The 17,256-nt window shown below is 40.0% G+C and carries 16 protein-coding genes; 8 read left to right on the forward strand and 8 right to left on the reverse strand.

The genetic code is table 11. From position 1 onward, the window contains the following. Positions 1 to 139 precede the first annotated feature (139 nt). The 6 genes from ACT3QR_RS02110 to ACT3QR_RS02135 all read left to right on the forward strand — a co-directional run bounded on the left by ACT3QR_RS02110 (position 140) and on the right by ACT3QR_RS02135 (position 5,300). Positions 140 to 1,069, forward strand: a complete 930-nt coding sequence (locus tag ACT3QR_RS02110) for a branched-chain amino acid transaminase (protein WP_444519732.1) — start codon at positions 140 to 142, stop codon at positions 1,067 to 1,069. Positions 1,070 to 1,175: 106 nt separating this feature from the next. Next, on the forward strand, positions 1,176 to 2,012 hold the full coding sequence (locus ACT3QR_RS02115) for a glycosyl transferase (protein ID WP_444519733.1): 837 nt from the start codon (positions 1,176 to 1,178) through the stop codon (positions 2,010 to 2,012). A 103-nt stretch (positions 2,013 to 2,115) separates the two neighbouring features. Then, on the forward strand, positions 2,116 to 2,982 hold the full coding sequence (locus ACT3QR_RS02120) for a glycosyltransferase (protein ID WP_444519734.1): 867 nt from the start codon (positions 2,116 to 2,118) through the stop codon (positions 2,980 to 2,982). 65 nt (positions 2,983 to 3,047) lie between these two features. Further along, complete coding sequence (locus tag ACT3QR_RS02125; RefSeq protein WP_444519735.1) at positions 3,048 to 4,142, forward strand: glycosyltransferase; 1,095 nt, start codon at positions 3,048 to 3,050, stop codon at positions 4,140 to 4,142. Between the two features lie 48 nt (positions 4,143 to 4,190). Beyond that, positions 4,191 to 4,370: a hypothetical protein gene (locus tag ACT3QR_RS02130; RefSeq protein WP_444519736.1), complete on the forward strand. Its 180-nt coding sequence runs from the start codon at positions 4,191 to 4,193 to the stop codon at positions 4,368 to 4,370. A 189-nt stretch (positions 4,371 to 4,559) separates the two neighbouring features. Next, on the forward strand, positions 4,560 to 5,300 hold the full coding sequence (locus ACT3QR_RS02135; RefSeq protein ID WP_444519737.1) for a glycosyltransferase: 741 nt from the start codon (positions 4,560 to 4,562) through the stop codon (positions 5,298 to 5,300). Positions 5,301 to 5,318: 18 nt separating this feature from the next. Here the strand turns inward: ACT3QR_RS02135 and ACT3QR_RS02140 are convergent, their stop codons facing one another. The 4 genes from ACT3QR_RS02140 to ACT3QR_RS02155 all read right to left on the reverse strand — a co-directional run bounded on the left by ACT3QR_RS02140 (position 5,319) and on the right by ACT3QR_RS02155 (position 9,452). Further along, positions 5,319 to 6,086 carry a hypothetical protein gene (locus tag ACT3QR_RS02140; protein ID WP_444519738.1) on the reverse strand — a complete coding sequence of 256 codons (768 nt, stop codon included), beginning with the start codon at positions 6,084 to 6,086 and terminating at the stop codon, positions 5,319 to 5,321. A gap of 93 nt (positions 6,087 to 6,179) precedes the next feature. Continuing rightward, a complete protein-coding gene (locus ACT3QR_RS02145) occupies positions 6,180 to 7,193 on the reverse strand; it encodes an NAD-dependent epimerase (protein WP_444519739.1) in 1,014 nt (337 codons plus the stop codon). Next, the gene (locus ACT3QR_RS02150) at positions 7,193 to 8,359 is read right to left on the reverse strand and encodes a nucleotide sugar dehydrogenase (protein ID WP_444519740.1); all 1,167 of its coding nucleotides are present in this window, start codon (positions 8,357 to 8,359) and stop codon (positions 7,193 to 7,195) included. Before ACT3QR_RS02150 ends, ACT3QR_RS02145 begins: the two co-directional genes overlap by 1 nt. Positions 8,360 to 8,444: 85 nt before the next feature. Further along, positions 8,445 to 9,452 (reverse strand): capsular polysaccharide biosynthesis protein, encoded by a 1,008-nt coding sequence (locus tag ACT3QR_RS02155; RefSeq protein WP_444519741.1) that lies wholly within the window; start codon positions 9,450 to 9,452, stop codon positions 8,445 to 8,447. A gap of 259 nt (positions 9,453 to 9,711) precedes the next feature. On the opposite strand from ACT3QR_RS02155, the gene ACT3QR_RS02160 reads away from it, so the two are divergent. After that, the gene (locus ACT3QR_RS02160; RefSeq protein ID WP_444519742.1) at positions 9,712 to 10,878 is read left to right on the forward strand and encodes a glycosyltransferase; all 1,167 of its coding nucleotides are present in this window, start codon (positions 9,712 to 9,714) and stop codon (positions 10,876 to 10,878) included. 59 nt (positions 10,879 to 10,937) lie between these two features. On the opposite strand, the gene ACT3QR_RS02165 is transcribed toward ACT3QR_RS02160, so the two are convergent. The 4 genes from ACT3QR_RS02165 to aspS form a co-directional block, all read right to left on the reverse strand. Then, positions 10,938 to 11,795 (reverse strand): hypothetical protein, encoded by an 858-nt coding sequence (locus ACT3QR_RS02165; RefSeq protein WP_444519743.1) that lies wholly within the window; start codon positions 11,793 to 11,795, stop codon positions 10,938 to 10,940. 96 nt (positions 11,796 to 11,891) lie between these two features. Continuing rightward, positions 11,892 to 12,692, reverse strand: a complete 801-nt coding sequence (locus ACT3QR_RS02170) for a glycosyltransferase (protein ID WP_444519744.1) — start codon at positions 12,690 to 12,692, stop codon at positions 11,892 to 11,894. A gap of 150 nt (positions 12,693 to 12,842) precedes the next feature. Then, positions 12,843 to 13,874: a lysophospholipid acyltransferase family protein gene (locus tag ACT3QR_RS02175; protein ID WP_444519745.1), complete on the reverse strand. Its 1,032-nt coding sequence runs from the start codon at positions 13,872 to 13,874 to the stop codon at positions 12,843 to 12,845. Positions 13,875 to 13,941: 67 nt separating this feature from the next. Beyond that, positions 13,942 to 15,768 (reverse strand): aspartate--tRNA ligase, encoded by a 1,827-nt coding sequence (gene aspS / locus ACT3QR_RS02180; RefSeq protein WP_444519746.1) that lies wholly within the window; start codon positions 15,766 to 15,768, stop codon positions 13,942 to 13,944. A gap of 359 nt (positions 15,769 to 16,127) precedes the next feature. Here aspS and sohB point away from each other — a divergent pair, with 359 nt between their 5' ends. After that, the gene (sohB, locus tag ACT3QR_RS02185) at positions 16,128 to 17,108 is read left to right on the forward strand and encodes a protease SohB (protein ID WP_444519747.1); all 981 of its coding nucleotides are present in this window, start codon (positions 16,128 to 16,130) and stop codon (positions 17,106 to 17,108) included. Positions 17,109 to 17,256 lie beyond the last annotated feature (148 nt).

Consider the following 17,256-nt stretch of genomic DNA (forward strand, 5'->3'; position numbering starts at 1 on the left):
TCAGTCGTTCGTTATAATGAAGCTGTTGTTTAGGCAATAAAAATTGACGCTGCGGTGTTATCATACGATGTTGATCAATACTGTTAAATAAAACCTACCTAAAAAAGTTAGACATCAGTGCTAGCATAAGGACAATAAAATGAATATGGCAACACAAGATGGTAAGCTTTGGATGAATGGCACGATGATCGAACAGCCAGATGCTAAAGTTCATGTGCTTACACATAGCTTGCATTACGGTATGGCTGTTTTTGAGGGTGTACGCGCTTACCAAACAGCTGATAATCGTACTGCTATTTTCCGCTTAAAAGAACATACTGAGCGTCTCCTTGGCTCAGCCAAAATTTTTCAAATGGACGTACCTTTTGATGCTGCCACTCTAGAGCAAGCACATAAGGATGTGGTCAAGCAAAACAATTTGGAAGAAGCCTATATTCGTCCGCTCATTTGGGTAGGTGCAGAAAAACTTGGCTTGTCTTCACGTGACAACAGTATCAATGCAATGGTTGCTGCTTGGCATTGGGGTGCTTATCTTGGCGAAGAGGGCATCAAAAATGGTATTCGTGTAAAGACTTCATCTTATACGCATCACATGCCAAACGTGACTATGTGTAAGGCTAAAGCGTCTAGTAATTATCCTGTGTCTATCATGGCCAACCAAGAAGTAACGCGTAATGGCTACGATGAAGCTATCTTGATGGACCCACAAGGGTTTGTATGTCAGGGCGCAGGCGAGAACTTATTCTTGGTAAAAAATGGTGAGTTACATACGCCTGACCTATCAGGTGGCGCGTTAGATGGTATCACTCGTCGTACTATCTTGCAGTTCGCGGCTGATCTAGGTATCAATGTCATCGAACGTCGTATCACTCGTGACGAGTTCTACTTAGCTGACGAGATATTTATGACAGGTACTGCTGCTGAAGTTACACCTATCCGTGAATATGATGATCGTATCATCGGTAATGGTGGCCGCGGGGAAATCACTGAAAAGTTGCAGACCTTATACTTTGATGTGGTACACGGTCGCAATGAGAAATATATGGACTGGTTAAGCTTTATTGATTAACAATGCCGTTACTTTAAAGATCAAAAAGGCTGAACATAATTGTTCAGTCTTTTTTTTATGCTAATATAGCCATCATATTTATTCATACGATCAAAGTGAGCAGTCAATGCCAATAGATTCTAGTGCAGCCGATAATAAAAATATCAAACAAATTATTTGTATCAAATGGGGTACGAAATACGGTGCTGATTACGCCAATAAACTATATGGTATGGTATCTCGTAATATTACGCCACCGTTTCGCTTCGTATGTTTTACCGATGATACGACTGACGTACGTCCAGAAATTGAATGTCAAGAGTTACCACCGTTAGATGTCACTATGCCAACCAATACATTGGGAAAATGGCCAAAATCTCGCTTGTGGGGTGAAAAGCTTGGTGATTTGACAGGGACCGTATTATTTGTAGATTTGGATGTGATTATAGTTGATAGTCTGGATCCTTTTTTCGAATATGGCGAGCCAGATGACGTCATCTTGTCTTACAATCCAAGTAATCCACTAGAGCGCTTAGGGCAGACCTCTTGCTTTAGATTTCAGATAGGGTCACTTGTTTCACTCCAAGAGAAATTCAAAGCTGATCCACAAGGTATCGCTGATGAATATCGTTTTGAGCAGCGTTTTGTCACTCGCAATGCACCAGGCGGTGTAAAACTATTTCCAAAAGCTTGGGTGGCACACTTTAGACGTAAATGTCGCCAACCATTTCCGCTTAACTACATTAAAGAACCGAAGATTCCTAAAGGCGCTCGTATTGTCATTTTTCCAGGTGATTTGTATCCTACGCATGCTATTGAAGGCAAATACAATAAAAACGCTGCCAACAATGCTAAAGACCATCTAAGAAAACTCACTGAGCCTAAAAACTTGAAACGCCCATTGCGCCATTTGCGCCATTTTATCTTGCCAGTAGGTTGGATTGAGAAATACTGGAAAGAGTAAGTTTAACTTTGTAGTTATTATTGTCTTAGCAGATATTAGTATTGATGTTTTCTATCCTTATATTTATAAGGATAGAGACATTACCCAGTGAATGGATAGAATTATGAAAACAACTGATACCATCAGAGTCTTTGTTGGCTGCGATCCAAATAACTGTGATTTAGAGCAGATGATGGTTCTAGATTATAGTATTCATAAACACACCAGCATACCAGTGGAAATAGTGTGGATGCAGTTATCGCGCGACCCTAATAGCTACTGGTATTCAAATCCTGAGACAGGTAAAGGCTGGGATACTACCAAATGGTCAACACCTTTCTCTGGTTTTAGATGGGCAATTCCGGAGTATTGCAATTACTCTGGTCGCGCGATCTATATGGATGCTGATGTTGTTATTCTAGATGATTTAGTGAAGCTGTGGGAACATCCTATCGAAGGGCAGTCTATAGTAGCGGCTAAGACAAATGCTGACATGACACGATTATGCACGTGCGTATGGGACTGTGACGCTGCAAAGAACATTGTTCTGCCAGTACAAAAGCTTAGGAAAGATCCCAAAAGCCATAAAGAGATGATGGCTGTATTCAAAAAAAATAAACAGCTCATTGAGCCTTATCAAAACAGTTATAACTGTATAGATGGTGAAAGCTTAGCAGTCGAAGAAATGAAAATATTGCACTATTCAGATATGGGTACGCAATTCAGTCATAAATATGCATTGCCTAGAGTAAGCGAGGAGGGGATCGAGCATTGGTTTGATGGCGAAGTGATGCCACATCCAAGACAAGACTTGGTCGACCTTTTTGATGAGTATTATAATGAGGCACTTGCTGCTGGATATGATCTAGAAAACTATCGAATTGAGCCTTTTGGAAGTTTTCCAAAGAAGTCGCAACAAGGATATATTGGCAATAAAGTGACTCGTCCAAAGGCTTCCAAATCGTTTTTTTCGAAGCTGTTCAAACGCTAGTTTTTTAGTGAAACAGTGATAATTTCTTTTAAGAATACAAAGATCTACTCCATAGGTTATCATTTATGAAGCAGCATAAAAAAATAGCGTTACTCGTTATTAATTGTTTACAAGGCGGCGGTGCTGAACGTGTTGTATTGACATTGGGGCAAGGGTTTTATGAATTAGGGTATGAAGTGCATATTCTGAGATTCAAGCCACTAGTACAGTACGATTTGAGCCAAAACCTTAATTATCATGTACTAAAGTTTAAGCCCTACAAACTGATACCGGGCGCACAAAGGCGTGATAGCATTTTTGCACGCGCTGTTGATAAATACGTTTTGCAACATATCGGCCAGCCTGACATCATACTGTCCAATCTAGATCGTGCGGATAGTATCTTAAGTAGCAGCAAACTGCCTAATATCACCTATATTATTCATAACACAGTATCACTACTCTACAAGTTTAATAAAAATCATGATGCTGAGCAACTGAAGCAAAGAATGGTGGAGATATATGCTCAGCATCCGTGTGTTTGTGTAAGTGAGGGCGCTCAAAAAGATTTTATCAAGAGCTTTGGTCACATCACGCCAACCACTGCCATTCATAATCCAATTGATAAAGACAGTATTCAACAACAGGCTGATGCTTTTGTCCCTGAATATCAAAACTATATCATTCATGTCGGTAGCTTTAAGGATGCCAAGCGCCATGATGTATTGGTAAAGGCCTACGCAAAAACAGATCAATCTATGCCGTTATTACTCTTAGGTCAAGGCAAGCACAAAAGTGAGATAGAGGAGCTAGTGACAGAGTTGAATCTAACAGACAAAGTCATATTTTTAGGTTTTCGAGATAACCCTTTCCCTTATATCAAGCATGCGCAGTTCAAAATATTGACCTCTGATTGGGAAGGGTTTGCCTTGGTTATTGCTGAAGCTCTTGTACTAGGTACGCCTGTTATCAGTACCAAATGTCCATCAGGTCCAAGTGAGTTATTGCCTGAACATAATTTAATGCCAATGGACGATGTTGATGCCATTGCCAAAAAAATGCGTCAGGCTATGAATAATCCGCAAGCGTTTCATGCGCCATTCGATGAATCGTTACTACCAGTTAAAATAGCAGCAAAATATGTAGAGTTCACTGAACAAGTCGGTATGACTACTCAATAGTCTCAGCTATTTTTATAACCAAAATATTCGTTGCTAAGAAAATTTAAAATGATTAATAGTGTGATTAAAACAAGAAAAAAAGCAGCTAAAGAAGATAAAAAGATAGTACTTTTGGTCATTAATTGTCTGCAAGGTGGTGGTGCTGAACGTGTTGTATTGACATTGGGTCAGGGTTTTCATGAGTTAGGTTATGATGTACATATTCTAAGGTTTAAGCCTAGAATATAGTACGAGATTAATCCAAAGTTGAACTATCATTTTCTTAATTTCAAGCGTTATAAGTTAATACCAAAACTAGAGCGTCGTGATAAATTCTTTTCAATCATGGTGGATAGATACGTCTCAAAATACATTGGTAAGCCTGATCTTGTTTTGTCCAATCTAGATCGCGCAGATAGTGTGTTAAGTCATAGCCGTATGGATAACATTGTTCATATTATCCATACTACGCTATCACTACTACATAAAAATAAGAGTGTAAGTGCCTATCAAAAAAAATCGGCACTGGCTCGTATTTATTCGAAAAATCGTTGTGTATGTGTGAGTAACGGTGTGAAAGAAGATTTTATAGGGATTTTTGGCAGCACAATGCCCACAACTACCATTCATAATCCGATAGACAGAGATAGCATTCAAAAACTAGCTAACGCATTTGTTCCAGAATTTCAAAACTATATTATCCATGTTGGTAGCTTTAAAGAAGCAAAACGACATGATGTGCTCATAAGAGCTTATGCGAAGACAGATCAGTCTTTACCCTTACTTCTTTTGGGCAAAGGTAAATTAAAAGATAGTATGAAGGAGCTAGTGACAGAACTGGGCTTGAAAGAAAAGGTCACCTTTTTAGGTTTTCATGACAATCCTTTCCCCTATATAAAACATGCGAAATTTAAAGTATTGACTTCTGATAGAGAAGGATTTGCTTTAGTGATTGCAGAGTCATTAGCACTTGGTACACCCGTCATTAGCACTGATTGTCAGTCTGGCCCGAGTGAGCTTTTACCAAAAAATAACTTGATGCCTATAAGAGATATAGATGCTATTGCTGAAAAACTTAGTTTAGCAATGAACAATCCAGAGCGGTTCTCTTCTAAATTTGATAAAGCACTACTCCCTACTACAGTTGCCAAAAAGTATATCGATTTTGTACACGAATAAAGGAAAGCTAAATAACTTTTAGTCACTCCACCATTTAGACCAGTCATCTCTATGTAGCTGTCGTATCAATGCAAAAGCACTTTGATTGTTTTGAAGCTTTTCAAATACAGCTAGTAGAATAGTAGTAGCTAATTTATCGACTTTAATGAATTTTTTGTAGCGTTTACGCATATTCCTTAAGCTATCGTCTGTACCTATACGAAAATAGGTAAGCCCCTCATATAGTGGCAGATCCCCAGCATAAAGTTTTTCAGTTTTTTCTTTTATTAGCGGCAATGACTCAGAATCTGTATTCAACTGTAAAAAACGTCTAGTTTCATGCACTCTCAACGTATTCATTAGAGTAATGACATTCATGAGAATTGCAGCTCTACTAGGGTCATTTGAATGGTCGATAAAAGTATCACAAGCTGAAACAATCCAGCGTAGCGATAAATGCTCTAATAAATAGTTGCTTTCTGTCTCCCAAAGTTTTTCAAATTCAGCAAACGTTTTGTCTATTTTGTATTTACGCCGCATCAATATAATAAGCGTATTGTGATAAAAGCAGAGCTCAGACTCTCCTAATGATTGATACTTTAAGTTGTTTAAGTGAGTTTCTAAGTCTGTACTTTTACGCTCATTTGTCAGTGCTTCAGTATCACATAATGACTCGGTTATTATGGTCGTTTTCATCTCATCAAAGCTTTTACCATAATAATTTTTGACAACCTTACCCGCATTCAATCTTTTTTCACTTAGAAATATCAATAGCAGTTTTCTTTGCCAGTTTGAAGGTGTAGCCATGTCACTAAAATCCTTTGAACAAGTACGATGCAATTAGGGCTTAAACGTCTGTCTAAAAAATTGATACCAAAATAGTTTATGAGATATTTTCGCTTAAACTGAATAGTATTGCTTGTACCATTCAACAAATTTTTTGATACCCTTTTCGATACTGGTTTCAGGTTTGAAGCCAATATCCTCTACCAACTCATCTATATCTGCGTAGGTAATAGGTACATCACCTGCTTGCATAGGTAATAAGTTTTCCTGTGCTTTTTTGCCACATGCGTCTTCGATAGCAGTAATGAAGCGGCGCAGTGTGACTGGCTGATTGTTACCAATATTATAAATCTTGTAGGGGGCGGTTGCTGTCGTGATAGTAGAGTATTGAGGAGAGGGCGCTTTGTTGATTATACGAATAATGCCGTTGACGATATCATCAATATACGTAAAGTCACGTTGCATAACACCATTATTGAAGACGTTGATGCGTTCGCCCGCCAAAATTTTCTTAGTAAAAGAAAAATAAGCCATATCTGGTCGACCATAAGGACCGTAAACCGTAAAAAAGCGCAGACCTGTGGTAGGGATATTGTATAAATGGCTATAGCTATGTGCCATGAGCTCATTTGATTTCTTGGTAGCTGCATATAAACTGATAGGAAAATCAACACAATCCGCAGTGGTAAATGGTTGCTTAATATTCATACCATATACGGAGCTCGAACTAGCGTAGATCAAGTGCTTGATATCGTGGTGACGACACCCTTCTAAGATATTAACAAATCCAACCACGTTTGAATCAATATAAGCATTTGGGTTTTCGATAGAGTAGCGTACGCCCGCTTGAGCGCCCAAATTAACAACGGTATCGAATTGATGGGTGGCAAAAAGCTCAGACATGGCTTCGCGATCAGCAAGGTCTAACTTGATGAACGTAAATTTGTCTGGCAATGCTATCTCACCTAATATTCTTAAACGCTCTTTTTTTAAATCCACATCATAATAGTCATTGATATTATCGATACCAACAATAGAATATTCGCTATCAGATACGCCCGTTTCCAATAATGCTTTGATTAAGTGGAAACCAATAAAGCCTGCCGCACCAGTGACTAAAATTTTCATTAATCGTTCCCAAATAAATCGCGAGTAAATACTTTGTCCGCCATATCTTTTATCTCATCAGATAAGCGGTTGGCGACAATCACATCACTCATTGATTTGAAAGTGTCTAAATCCTGAATAACCCGCGAGTTAAAGAAATTGTCTTCTTTCAACACAGGTTCATAGACAATGACTTCAATCCCCTTTGCCTTGATGCGCTTCATGATGCCTTGTATCGCAGATGCTCTAAAGTTGTCTGATCCGCTTTTCATAACCAATCGGTGTATACCTACAATTTTTGGTTTTCGTTCAATAATCTTATCAGCGATAAAGTCTTTACGAGTTCTATTAGAGTCGACAATGGCTTTTATTAGATTACTTGGCACCTCATCATAATTTGCCAATAGCTGTTTGGTATCTTTAGGCAAGCAGTAGCCACCATAGCCAAATGAGGGGTTGTTATAATGATCACCAATACGCGGGTCTAACCCAATACCTTCTATGATCTGTTTGGTTTCGAGCCCAAATGTTTGAGCGTAAGTATCAAGCTCATTAAAATAGGCCACGCGCATCGCTAAATAAGTATTAGAAAACAACTTAATCGCCTCAGCTTCAGTAGGCTTTACAAACAGGAGCGGCACGTCCTTTTTGATGGCACCTTCAAGTAGTAAGTTAGCGAACAATTGAGCTCTTTCTGACTGTTCACCTACAATGATTCGAGAAGGGTAAAGGTTATCATGCAGCGCCTTGCCTTCTCTCAAGAATTCGGGTGAAAAGATGATACGGTCAGTTGTATAGCGTTCTCTAATACTTGCCGTATATCCCACTGGTACGGTAGACTTTATGATAATGGTTGCTTGATGATTGACCAAAAGTACTTGCTCAATTACTGCCTCTACCGTTGATGTATTGAAGTAATTGGTCTTGGCATCATAATCAGTTGGTGTCGCCACAATAATAAAATCAGCGCCTTCATAGGCTGTCGCTGCATCAAGTGTCGCAGAAAAATTGAGATTTTTGTTTGAGAAAAAATCTTCAATATCTTCATCTTCAATAGGCGACTGCTTAGCATTCAATAAGTTAATTTTTTCAGGAACAATGTCGACAGCGACGACTTCGTTGTGCTGTGCTAATAGCATTGCATTTGATAGGCCTACGTAGCCTGTACCTACTACTGCTATTTTCATAATATATCCAAGTAATGTTTACGCTTTGATGGATCGAATCCAAAATTGGTTTATGCTAAATAAGGTTCAAAATTACGATACTGTGTCAGCTCAGATAGCTGGCGTTCTCCGTCACAGAAGTGGGGAGATACGCGAAAAATTTATGCTTCATAGCTTGGCTGATTTTCTTGTGTGAGTCTGGTTCAAGAAGATCTAGGCTTTGGATACAACCGTACTTAATAGATTTATCTTCTAAAGCAGTAATAAAATCATCGACACTACTTTCATTTTTTAGATAGTTGACAGAGGTATCGGGTTTTAGATTTGCTTCACTATTTTGAATTTTTAGATGATTCATCAGGGTTATTGGATTCACCTGAGCCACGTCTCTAAATTTATATCTAATTTGTTCTGTTAGCAGCTGAGGATGATTAAGCAAATAATCTTTCAATATGTTCCGATCAACGATATGAGGATAGTGATGAATTTCAAAGAATTTATCCATACCGAGTATTTTGGCGCTTAGCATTTGGGCAAGAGTATGCCTTGGTTGAATCGGTGTTCCAAATAATTTAAAGCGAGATTTTCGTAAATTAAGCTTAGCGCTTAATGCCGCACTTTTACGCCAGTGGCCGTGAATGTTCAGCTTTCTACCATCCAAAAAGTCATCTACTCTGACTGGTTGGTTAAAAAAGAAATCATCGTTCATATAAACGAAGTAATCAGATAGCTCATCAATATTCCATATCATCGATTCAATCGATCGGGTATTGAACGTAGGTAAAAACTGCTCATAACCGGAAAATATGTCCTTATGATCAACGATGCGTATTTTATCTGCTGAGCAAATACCTTGCTTAACAAACTCATCAATGAACGCTGGCTTTTGTTGATCTGTGACAATATATATATGGCGACAAAAAGGCATATATTTGATGATAGAAGCAATATTATAGTATATCTCATCGTCACTGGCGAAACGCGTGTCAGTTATGGCGTCAGATGCCACTTCTTTACTTGGCTTATACTGTTCTCGCTTTTGTTTGAGTATAGGGTCTGCGCCATCTACCCAAGCAATGACGATGTCTAATGTTTTCTCATCAGGCTGCTTCATAACTGATCCTGCTCTTTTCGGATATACATCTATTGTAGTAGCTATACTAGACTAGCTATGATATTTGCTGATGCAATTATTAACAAGGTTTAATCGATTTAGATAGTTAGACTAATTATTGTTTTTTATAGAGATACCGTTAAGTCGTGCTAGTATTTTACTGAGTAAATGTCGAACACCAGCGGTAGGTGAGACTAGCATATAAAGTCAGAATGCTGCAATAAGTATGACTATAGTTAACTCATTTGGCCAACTTATCATGCCTATACTGTCAAAAAATCAAGCTGAGACACTAATGCCACCTATTATTTTGTTTATTTTAAAGGCGCTTGAGGGTCGTGGTGCTGAGCGTATGGTTACGACATTGGCAAGTACTTATGTAGATATGGGCTACCGTGTCCATATCTTATGCTTGGAAGCGACGCAAGAGATGCTACTAGACGCTCGCGTGCGATATCACATAGTGCCGTATAATGAGGTGTTTTCTGAGCAGAATCTCGACCCAGAGTCTACTCAAGCACAAGCCTACGAATCAGTTGCTAACCGTATTGATAATTACGTACGTAGCCAAATAGGAGTGCCAGATTTGGTATTGGCCAATATCTATAAGATAAACTGGATCATGGCATATAGCCAGTTACCAAATATCGTAAATATATTGCATACGGCGCTATCAAAACAGTTCCAAAACCAATTATTAGAGGCACCAGTACAGACTATAAATCACTTAAAAATGGTCTATGGTGCTCATACTTGTAGCTGTGTGAGTAAGGGTGCACGCCAAGATTTGATTGATCTTATAGGAAATATTACCAGAACCACAACAATCTATAATCCTTGTGATGCTACCACTATAAATACCAAAGCAGCAGAGTCTAGCCATCTTGAGCATTTCGGCTTAGTAGATAAAGAATACATTATACATGTAGCTTCATTTGATAGCATGAAAGGTCATCGAGACTTACTACAAGCGTATGCCAACACAGAACGAAAGCTACCATTAGTATTAGTAGGTAAAGGTAGGCTTGAAGCAGAGATTAAACAGTTGGCTGTCCAACTAAATATTAGCAATTGTATTAAGTTTTTAGGCTTCCAAACCAACCCTTATCCATTAATTAGATCAGCTGCACTGATGGTGCTTACTTCTAAGTTTGAAGGCTTTGGCTATGTCATTGTAGAGGCGCAAGCGCTGAGTGTACCAGTAATTAGTACGGATTGTCCTTTCGGGCCAAGAGAACTATTACCTGAGCAAAACTTGATTGCGGTAGGTGATATTGATGGCTTGGCTTTGCTCATCGACCAAGCCATAGACAATCTTTCAGATTACATCGTGCCGTTAAATCAAAAGTTATTACCTGAACACATTGCACAACAGTATTTATCTTTTGGTTCTGTTCTAGATTCAGATAAAAATGAGAGTTTATAAGTCTTGATGGTTTCCAAGTAAATACAATCAAGTAGAAGTTATCAATTGCGAGTCATTAACTATAAAGTGTCAAATAGCGATTTAGAAATAGGAGAATGATTGATGACAGGGACACCATGCGATTGATAGATTTTGCCGAGTAAGTTAAACGAGGGCACAATGCGTTCTTTCATGACTTTGCTAAGCATACTTGGTGCACTATTGTTTTTGCTTTCATAAAACCGTGGTTGCTCACTGTTGAGCAGATCAATACCGTAAAGATGAATACTCGCTGCCTGACGCGAAAAAGCTAACTGCGCTGCTACATAGGCGACAGTGCCTGCTTCCACAAACCCATGAGTAATGTTAAGAGAGACGCCAATATCAGCCGCTTTATGATCGCCATCAATAATAAAGTTTGGATTATTGATAAAGTACGAAAGCGGCATTTTTTTATTGAGTCGTTTCTTCTTAAAGATAAGTTTACTAAAAGATAGCTTGTTTGACTTGACTCCCCACGGCCTGTCTACTGGATACAACACTTGCATGGCATGATGGTACGTTCGCATAATATCAGGGTGCGTAGTGGCCATTGCTTCGAAGACAGCTAATGTTGCATATAGAGGTTGCCCCGTATAATACTGCTGTAAAATCTCAGGCTGATGATTGATGAAGCGTGCATCACTGATAACGTAACCAACAATATCGGTAAAGCGATGCTGCCCAGTCAGGCTGATACTACCATTGACAAAAATAGTAGGTGTATCTAGTAGCTCTGATAATGACAGCTGCTGTATAGATGGCCCTGAGGCGATAATATTGACGTCTTTTCCATGCAAGCTTTGTGTTGGTTCATTGGCATTGAAAGCCTTGATAATGATGAGCTCATTATCAATATTGAACCCAGCGGTCGCAGGTAATCTCAAATATAGCGCCATACTATTTTCCAGTCGTTTATGTCACCTATTTTATATCTTAATACACTGCCTTTACGCTAATGATAAATTGTCTACATATGGTTAATTGCTAAGCCTCTATTGCCAATGGTCTTTTAACCATGGGCTTGGCTTCACATGACGATACCATTTACCGCCACTACCAGCAATTGCATCAGGCGGGTTAATCTCACCGTGGAAGATAACGATTTTTGCATCATCCGGCAGAGTAGGTGTGCGTACAAAGTTAAAAGGAATAGGCGCAATACATTGGTACTTAAAGCTGACACACCATGTCTTATCCCAATATTCTAAGTGGTGATGTTCACGCAAATAGTTAGAGAGGTAAGCCTGCTCATGACGTACTTGGGTGCGAATGGTCTCAAAGTTTCGCTCAAAATTGGACAGCAAGTCAGGATAGGTGTTCATACCAATATTGAAGCGATAGACGGAGCTGTTACCAATCATGCGCCAAGGTTTTTTCCAGTCGCGGATAATGACGACACTGTCTTCATGCTCTGCCTGATACGTAAAAAACGCATCAATATTATCGACAATGACGATATCAATATCTAAAAATAGGGCCACACCTTGTAGATCATACAGCTTAGGCTTGAAGGTAGTCAGTTTTTTCCAACCACGTTCAGGTCCTGCTGGTAAATCCATGTCAGGTATCGGATAACAAGCAATTGCAGGGTCAATACCTGCGCTGTCATCAGTTAAGCAGACCATTTGAAAATCTAAGGTTAGATGTCGGCTAACCATATTGTAGAGACGATTGACGTATTCAGGACCATATTTGTCACCCCATTTCATACAGATGATATAGCGCTGTTCAGCCGCATTTGTGCTGATGTTATTAGAGTCTATAGATGAGGTCTTAGTTACGTCAGATGTCATAATGCACTCGTATTGAGATAATAGTCAGATAAATGAAGGACTAATAAAAGTAAAAGGATATAGAGCCCAGCCAATATTAGCATAGCTGTAACTGATGGTACGTCTAAACTGTCGGTACGTTCAAATAGTGCAACGCTAGGTTAGTGATGTCTAACGATTATCGAGCTTAGTATTATTATTTCTAACAGCGCTATCATTTTTCACATTGTCACTTTTAATGTTGTCATTTTTAACGCTATCGTTGGCATTACTATCAGGCTGATTAGAACCGTTAGAATGATGAGACCGAATAAAGGCTGCTAACGTTTCTTTATCTTTTTTATAAGGATTGCCCAAGTTTGGGATACGCTTGAAACGTCGGTAGCCCCACATGTAGTGACTGTAATTGTCTGTAATCATACGCTCCATGGCCTGATTGAGAGCATGAGTCGCCACTTCAGCATTACGGTCGTATAAAGCAGGATTATCGAGTTTGTAGCAGTAGATATCAAAACCGCGTCCATCGGTACGGCGGATACAAGATAAGCCAACCAAAGCACATTTGGTTTTACTGGCTAATTTTGAGGCAAGTGTACTGGTTAATGTTTCAATACCAAAGAATGGAACGACAACACCGCCTGAGGGTTCTGGTACGTGATCTGGCAGTACAATACTAAACCCACCTTGCTTGAGGGTTTTGAATACGGCTTTGACCCCGCTACCATCCGTAGGTACCAACGTTGCGTTGAGACGTGATCGACCTTGTAAGACAAACTCATTAGTGAGCTTACCCTTCACAGGTTTGTACATGATGGTTGGCGCACCAAATTGATTGAGCCAAGCATTCATCATCTCCCAAGTACCGAGATGAGGAACGATAGCCAGCATGCCGTTAGGATTGGTAAGACCTTCTATTAGAATGTCTTTATTATGGACATCACAAATTTGAGCGATGCTCCATTCAGGTGACATCGCCCAGCTTTTCATAGATTCAATACTGGTCAAACATTGATGATAGATAATGTCTTTAGTCAGTGCTTGTTTTTGTGCTTTAGGGAGTGTCGGCGCAATCAATGAAATATTTATATCGATGGTACGCATGATGCTCAAACGAGGTAGCTGAATAATTACCCACGCAACAATACGTGCCAGCATCTGCAATACAGATAATGGCACGTATTTGAAAATATGATACGGATTCATGACCACTCACATGGTAATGAATCACGTAACAAGCACTGTAGACAGTAACCGCGCATCATTAAGCGATTTATTCAGCAGGCTTGTTGGTATCAGCCTGTGCTTTTTCACGCACACGGATACCAAGCTCACGTAGTTGTCTGCTATCAACGCCAGCAGGTGCTTGGGTCAATGGACAATCAGCAGTTTTGGTTTTTGGGAAGGCGATAACGTCACGGATAGAGCTTGCGCCTACCATGAGCATAATCAAACGGTCCAAACCAAATGCTAGGCCGCCATGCGGTGGCGCACCAAATTTTAGTGCATCAAGTAAGAAACCAAATTTGTCTTCAGCTTCTTGCTCACCGATACCCAAAGCTTCAAGGACAGCTTGCTGCATATCATAAGTATTGATACGTAAGCTACCACCACCAATCTCAGTACCGTTCAATACCATGTCATAAGCGATAGAGAGGGCAGATTCTGGGTTGTTTTTCAATTCTTCAACTGAGCCTTTAGGCTTAGTGAACGGATGATGCATGGACGTCCAACGACCATCTTCAGTTTCTTCAAACATTGGGAAGTCAGTGACCCAAAGTGGTGCCCACTCGCAAGTCGTCATTTCAAGGTCTAGACCGATTTTTTGACGTAATGCGCCGATCGCGTCGTTCACGACACTGGCTTTGTCCGCACCAAAGAAGATAATGTCGCCATCTTCTGCAGCAGTACGCTCGATCAAGCTAACAAGTACATCGTTAGTCATGTTTTTGATGATTGGAGACTGTAGGCCAGACTCTTTGTCCACACCGTTATTAATGCTGCTAGCGTCATTGACTTTGATATAAGCCAAACCACGTGCGCCATAAATACCAACGAACTTGGTATAAGCATCGATCTGCTTACGGCTTAATGACGCACCACCAGGGATACGTAGAGCAGCCACGCGGCCTTTAGGATCGTTAGCAGGACCAGCAAACACCTTAAAGTCAACGTCTTTCATCAAATCTGCAACGTCAACTAACTTTAGAGGAATACGTAGGTCAGGCTTGTCTGATGCATAGTCGCGCATTGCTTCTGCGTAAGTCATGCGTGGGAACTGCTCGAACTCAACGTCCATCATGGTCTTGAATAAATGCTTGATCAGACCTTCGTTGATGTTCATGATTTCTTCTTCGTTCAAGAAAGACGTCTCGATATCCACCTGAGTAAATTCAGGCTGACGATCGGCACGTAAATCTTCATCACGGAAGCATTTAGCAATTTGATAATAACGGTCAAAACCTGAAACCATCAATAATTGCTTAAATAGCTGTGGTGACTGCGGCAGGGCAAAGAAGTTACCTGGACGAGTACGTGATGGTACAAGATAATCACGCGCACCTTCAGGCGTTGCACGAGTTAGAATCGGTGTCTCAACGTCTAAGAAACCATGATCGTCTAAATAACGACGAATCGCTGAGGTTGCCTTAGCACGGAACACCATACGCTCTTGCATTTGCGGACGACGCATATCAAGATAACGATATTTTAGGCGCAAGTCTTCTGATACTGTGCTTTTTTCGTCATTCAATGGGAATGGCGGTGTTTCAGATTTGGCTAATACTTCAATCTCTTTGCCCAATAGCTCAATTTGACCACTGGTCATATTAGCGTTTTCAGTACCCTCATAACGACGACGTACACGACCAGTAATTTTTAGCACGTATTCTGGACGTACTGCATCAGCAGTCGCAAAAGCTTCTGGAGTATCAGGATCAACGACGACCTGTAAGATACCAGCACGGTCACGCATGTCTAAAAAAATCACGCCACCGTGATCTCGACGACGATGTACCCAGCCTACGACACTAATGGTTTGATCAATTAAGCTTTCGGTTACAGCTCCGCAATATTCGTCTCGGTATTCGCTATGCGTCATAATATGGTTATCCAGTTATCAGCCCAATTCAAAGTACAATAATGCAGCCATTGCGGTGCGTTTCAAGCTATTTGCAAAAAAAACACACAAACAACGCGATTAAGACATATGGTCATCACGTTGGCTGCAGAAAATTTGATATAAACGCATATTATGCCTAATCTCCCTTTGTTATACAACCAGCTGAGTTCAATCAAATAATGGGAATATACAAGTATTAGACGTATTTATTCAGGGATATTTGTATTGGGTTAAATATTGTCATCATGCTTGAAAACACTGCCTAGTGTGCACATATCAATCGCACGCTAATAAAAACAGCAATATTAATATATTTAATGACTTGAGGATTTATAAACATGCTATCTCATCCCCCTAAAAACCCTGTTGAGCTTAAAATACGTCACCTAAACGATGCTCAAAAGCAGCGCCGCGAAGATTTGATGGAGGCGACTCAAGGCAAAGCTGCCCTCAAACAGTTCAAAAAATCCATGGCCAAAAAAGCCAAGCAAGCACTGAAAGCAAAAACTAAGAATAAGAAAAAACATACCGATGAAAAGGCACAAGTTTTTGTGCTCGATTTCGACGGTGACATCAAAGCAACTGCGGTCAAACATTTGCGTGAAGAAATCAGCAGTCTAATTAGCACAGCAAACAAAGGTGACGAGGTTATCGTACGTCTTGAATCAGGCGGTGGTTTGGTACATGGCTATGGTCTGGCGGCAGCACAGCTGGTTCGCTTAAAAGATGCTGGCCTAAAATTGACTGTTTGTGTCGATAAAGTGGCGGCGAGCGGCGGCTATATGATGGCTTGTGTTGCAGATAATATAATAGCAGCGCCATTCGCTATCATTGGTTCAATTGGTGTGGTATCGCAACTACCAAATTTTCATAAATGGCTAAAAAACCATGACGTCGATTATGAGATGTTTACTGCTGGTGACTATAAGCGCACAGTAACTGTATTTGGTGAAAATGATACCGAAGACCGCGCCAAATACCAAGAAGAGCTAGAGCAGACGCATGAGCTATTCAAGCATTTCGTTAATACCTATCGTCCAGAACTCGATGTTGCCAAAGTAGCCACGGGTGAGCATTGGTATGGTGAAGATGCGTTGAAGCTTAACTTAATTGATAGCCTGCAGACATCAGACAGCTATATTTTGGAGCGTATGGAAGATAATGAAGTATATGCATTGTATTCGCGTCAGAAGCCGACGTTAGCAGAAAAGTTAGGTTTGGCTCAAGCAGCAGAAGCAACATTGAGCATCGCTGTAGATAAATTACCTGATGCACTGGCACGTTTCGACCTAAACAGCCGCTTAAATATTTTGAAATAGTGTTAGTTATCATTATGATAGTTAAATAGCAGTAATTTACGGCTCAATATTTTTTAGATACATTGTTTATATTTTGTAAAAGGCGTGGCCTAGCTGGTCGCGCCTTTTTACTGTTTATTGACAATTGCTGTGTTATAAATGAAGCACA

It is taken from the genome of Psychrobacter sp. AOP7-B1-25 (genome assembly GCF_052376195.1).
Lineage (GTDB): Bacteria > Pseudomonadota > Gammaproteobacteria > Pseudomonadales > Moraxellaceae > Psychrobacter.

What these genes read in the sequence shown, in the direction of transcription:
- ACT3QR_RS02110 (WP_444519732.1), top strand. Translation starts at nt 140, where the DNA reads ATGAATATGGCAACACAAGATGGTAAGCTTTGGATGAATGGCACGATG.
- ACT3QR_RS02115 (WP_444519733.1), top strand. Translation starts at nt 1,176, where the DNA reads ATGCCAATAGATTCTAGTGCAGCCGATAATAAAAATATCAAACAAATT.
- ACT3QR_RS02120 (WP_444519734.1), top strand. Translation starts at nt 2,116, where the DNA reads ATGAAAACAACTGATACCATCAGAGTCTTTGTTGGCTGCGATCCAAAT.
- ACT3QR_RS02125 (WP_444519735.1), top strand. Translation starts at nt 3,048, where the DNA reads ATGAAGCAGCATAAAAAAATAGCGTTACTCGTTATTAATTGTTTACAA.
- ACT3QR_RS02130 (WP_444519736.1), top strand. Translation starts at nt 4,191, where the DNA reads ATGATTAATAGTGTGATTAAAACAAGAAAAAAAGCAGCTAAAGAAGAT.
- ACT3QR_RS02135 (WP_444519737.1), top strand. Translation starts at nt 4,560, where the DNA reads ATGGATAACATTGTTCATATTATCCATACTACGCTATCACTACTACAT.
- ACT3QR_RS02140 (WP_444519738.1), bottom strand. Translation starts at nt 6,086, where the DNA reads ATGGCTACACCTTCAAACTGGCAAAGAAAACTGCTATTGATATTTCTA.
- ACT3QR_RS02145 (WP_444519739.1), bottom strand. Translation starts at nt 7,193, where the DNA reads ATGAAAATTTTAGTCACTGGTGCGGCAGGCTTTATTGGTTTCCACTTA.
- ACT3QR_RS02150 (WP_444519740.1), bottom strand. Translation starts at nt 8,359, where the DNA reads ATGAAAATAGCAGTAGTAGGTACAGGCTACGTAGGCCTATCAAATGCA.
- ACT3QR_RS02155 (WP_444519741.1), bottom strand. Translation starts at nt 9,452, where the DNA reads ATGAAGCAGCCTGATGAGAAAACATTAGACATCGTCATTGCTTGGGTA.
- ACT3QR_RS02160 (WP_444519742.1), top strand. Translation starts at nt 9,712, where the DNA reads ATGCCTATACTGTCAAAAAATCAAGCTGAGACACTAATGCCACCTATT.
- ACT3QR_RS02165 (WP_444519743.1), bottom strand. Translation starts at nt 11,795, where the DNA reads ATGGCGCTATATTTGAGATTACCTGCGACCGCTGGGTTCAATATTGAT.
- ACT3QR_RS02170 (WP_444519744.1), bottom strand. Translation starts at nt 12,692, where the DNA reads ATGACATCTGACGTAACTAAGACCTCATCTATAGACTCTAATAACATC.
- ACT3QR_RS02175 (WP_444519745.1), bottom strand. Translation starts at nt 13,874, where the DNA reads ATGAATCCGTATCATATTTTCAAATACGTGCCATTATCTGTATTGCAG.
- aspS (WP_444519746.1), bottom strand. Translation starts at nt 15,768, where the DNA reads ATGACGCATAGCGAATACCGAGACGAATATTGCGGAGCTGTAACCGAA.
- sohB (WP_444519747.1), top strand. Translation starts at nt 16,128, where the DNA reads ATGCTATCTCATCCCCCTAAAAACCCTGTTGAGCTTAAAATACGTCAC.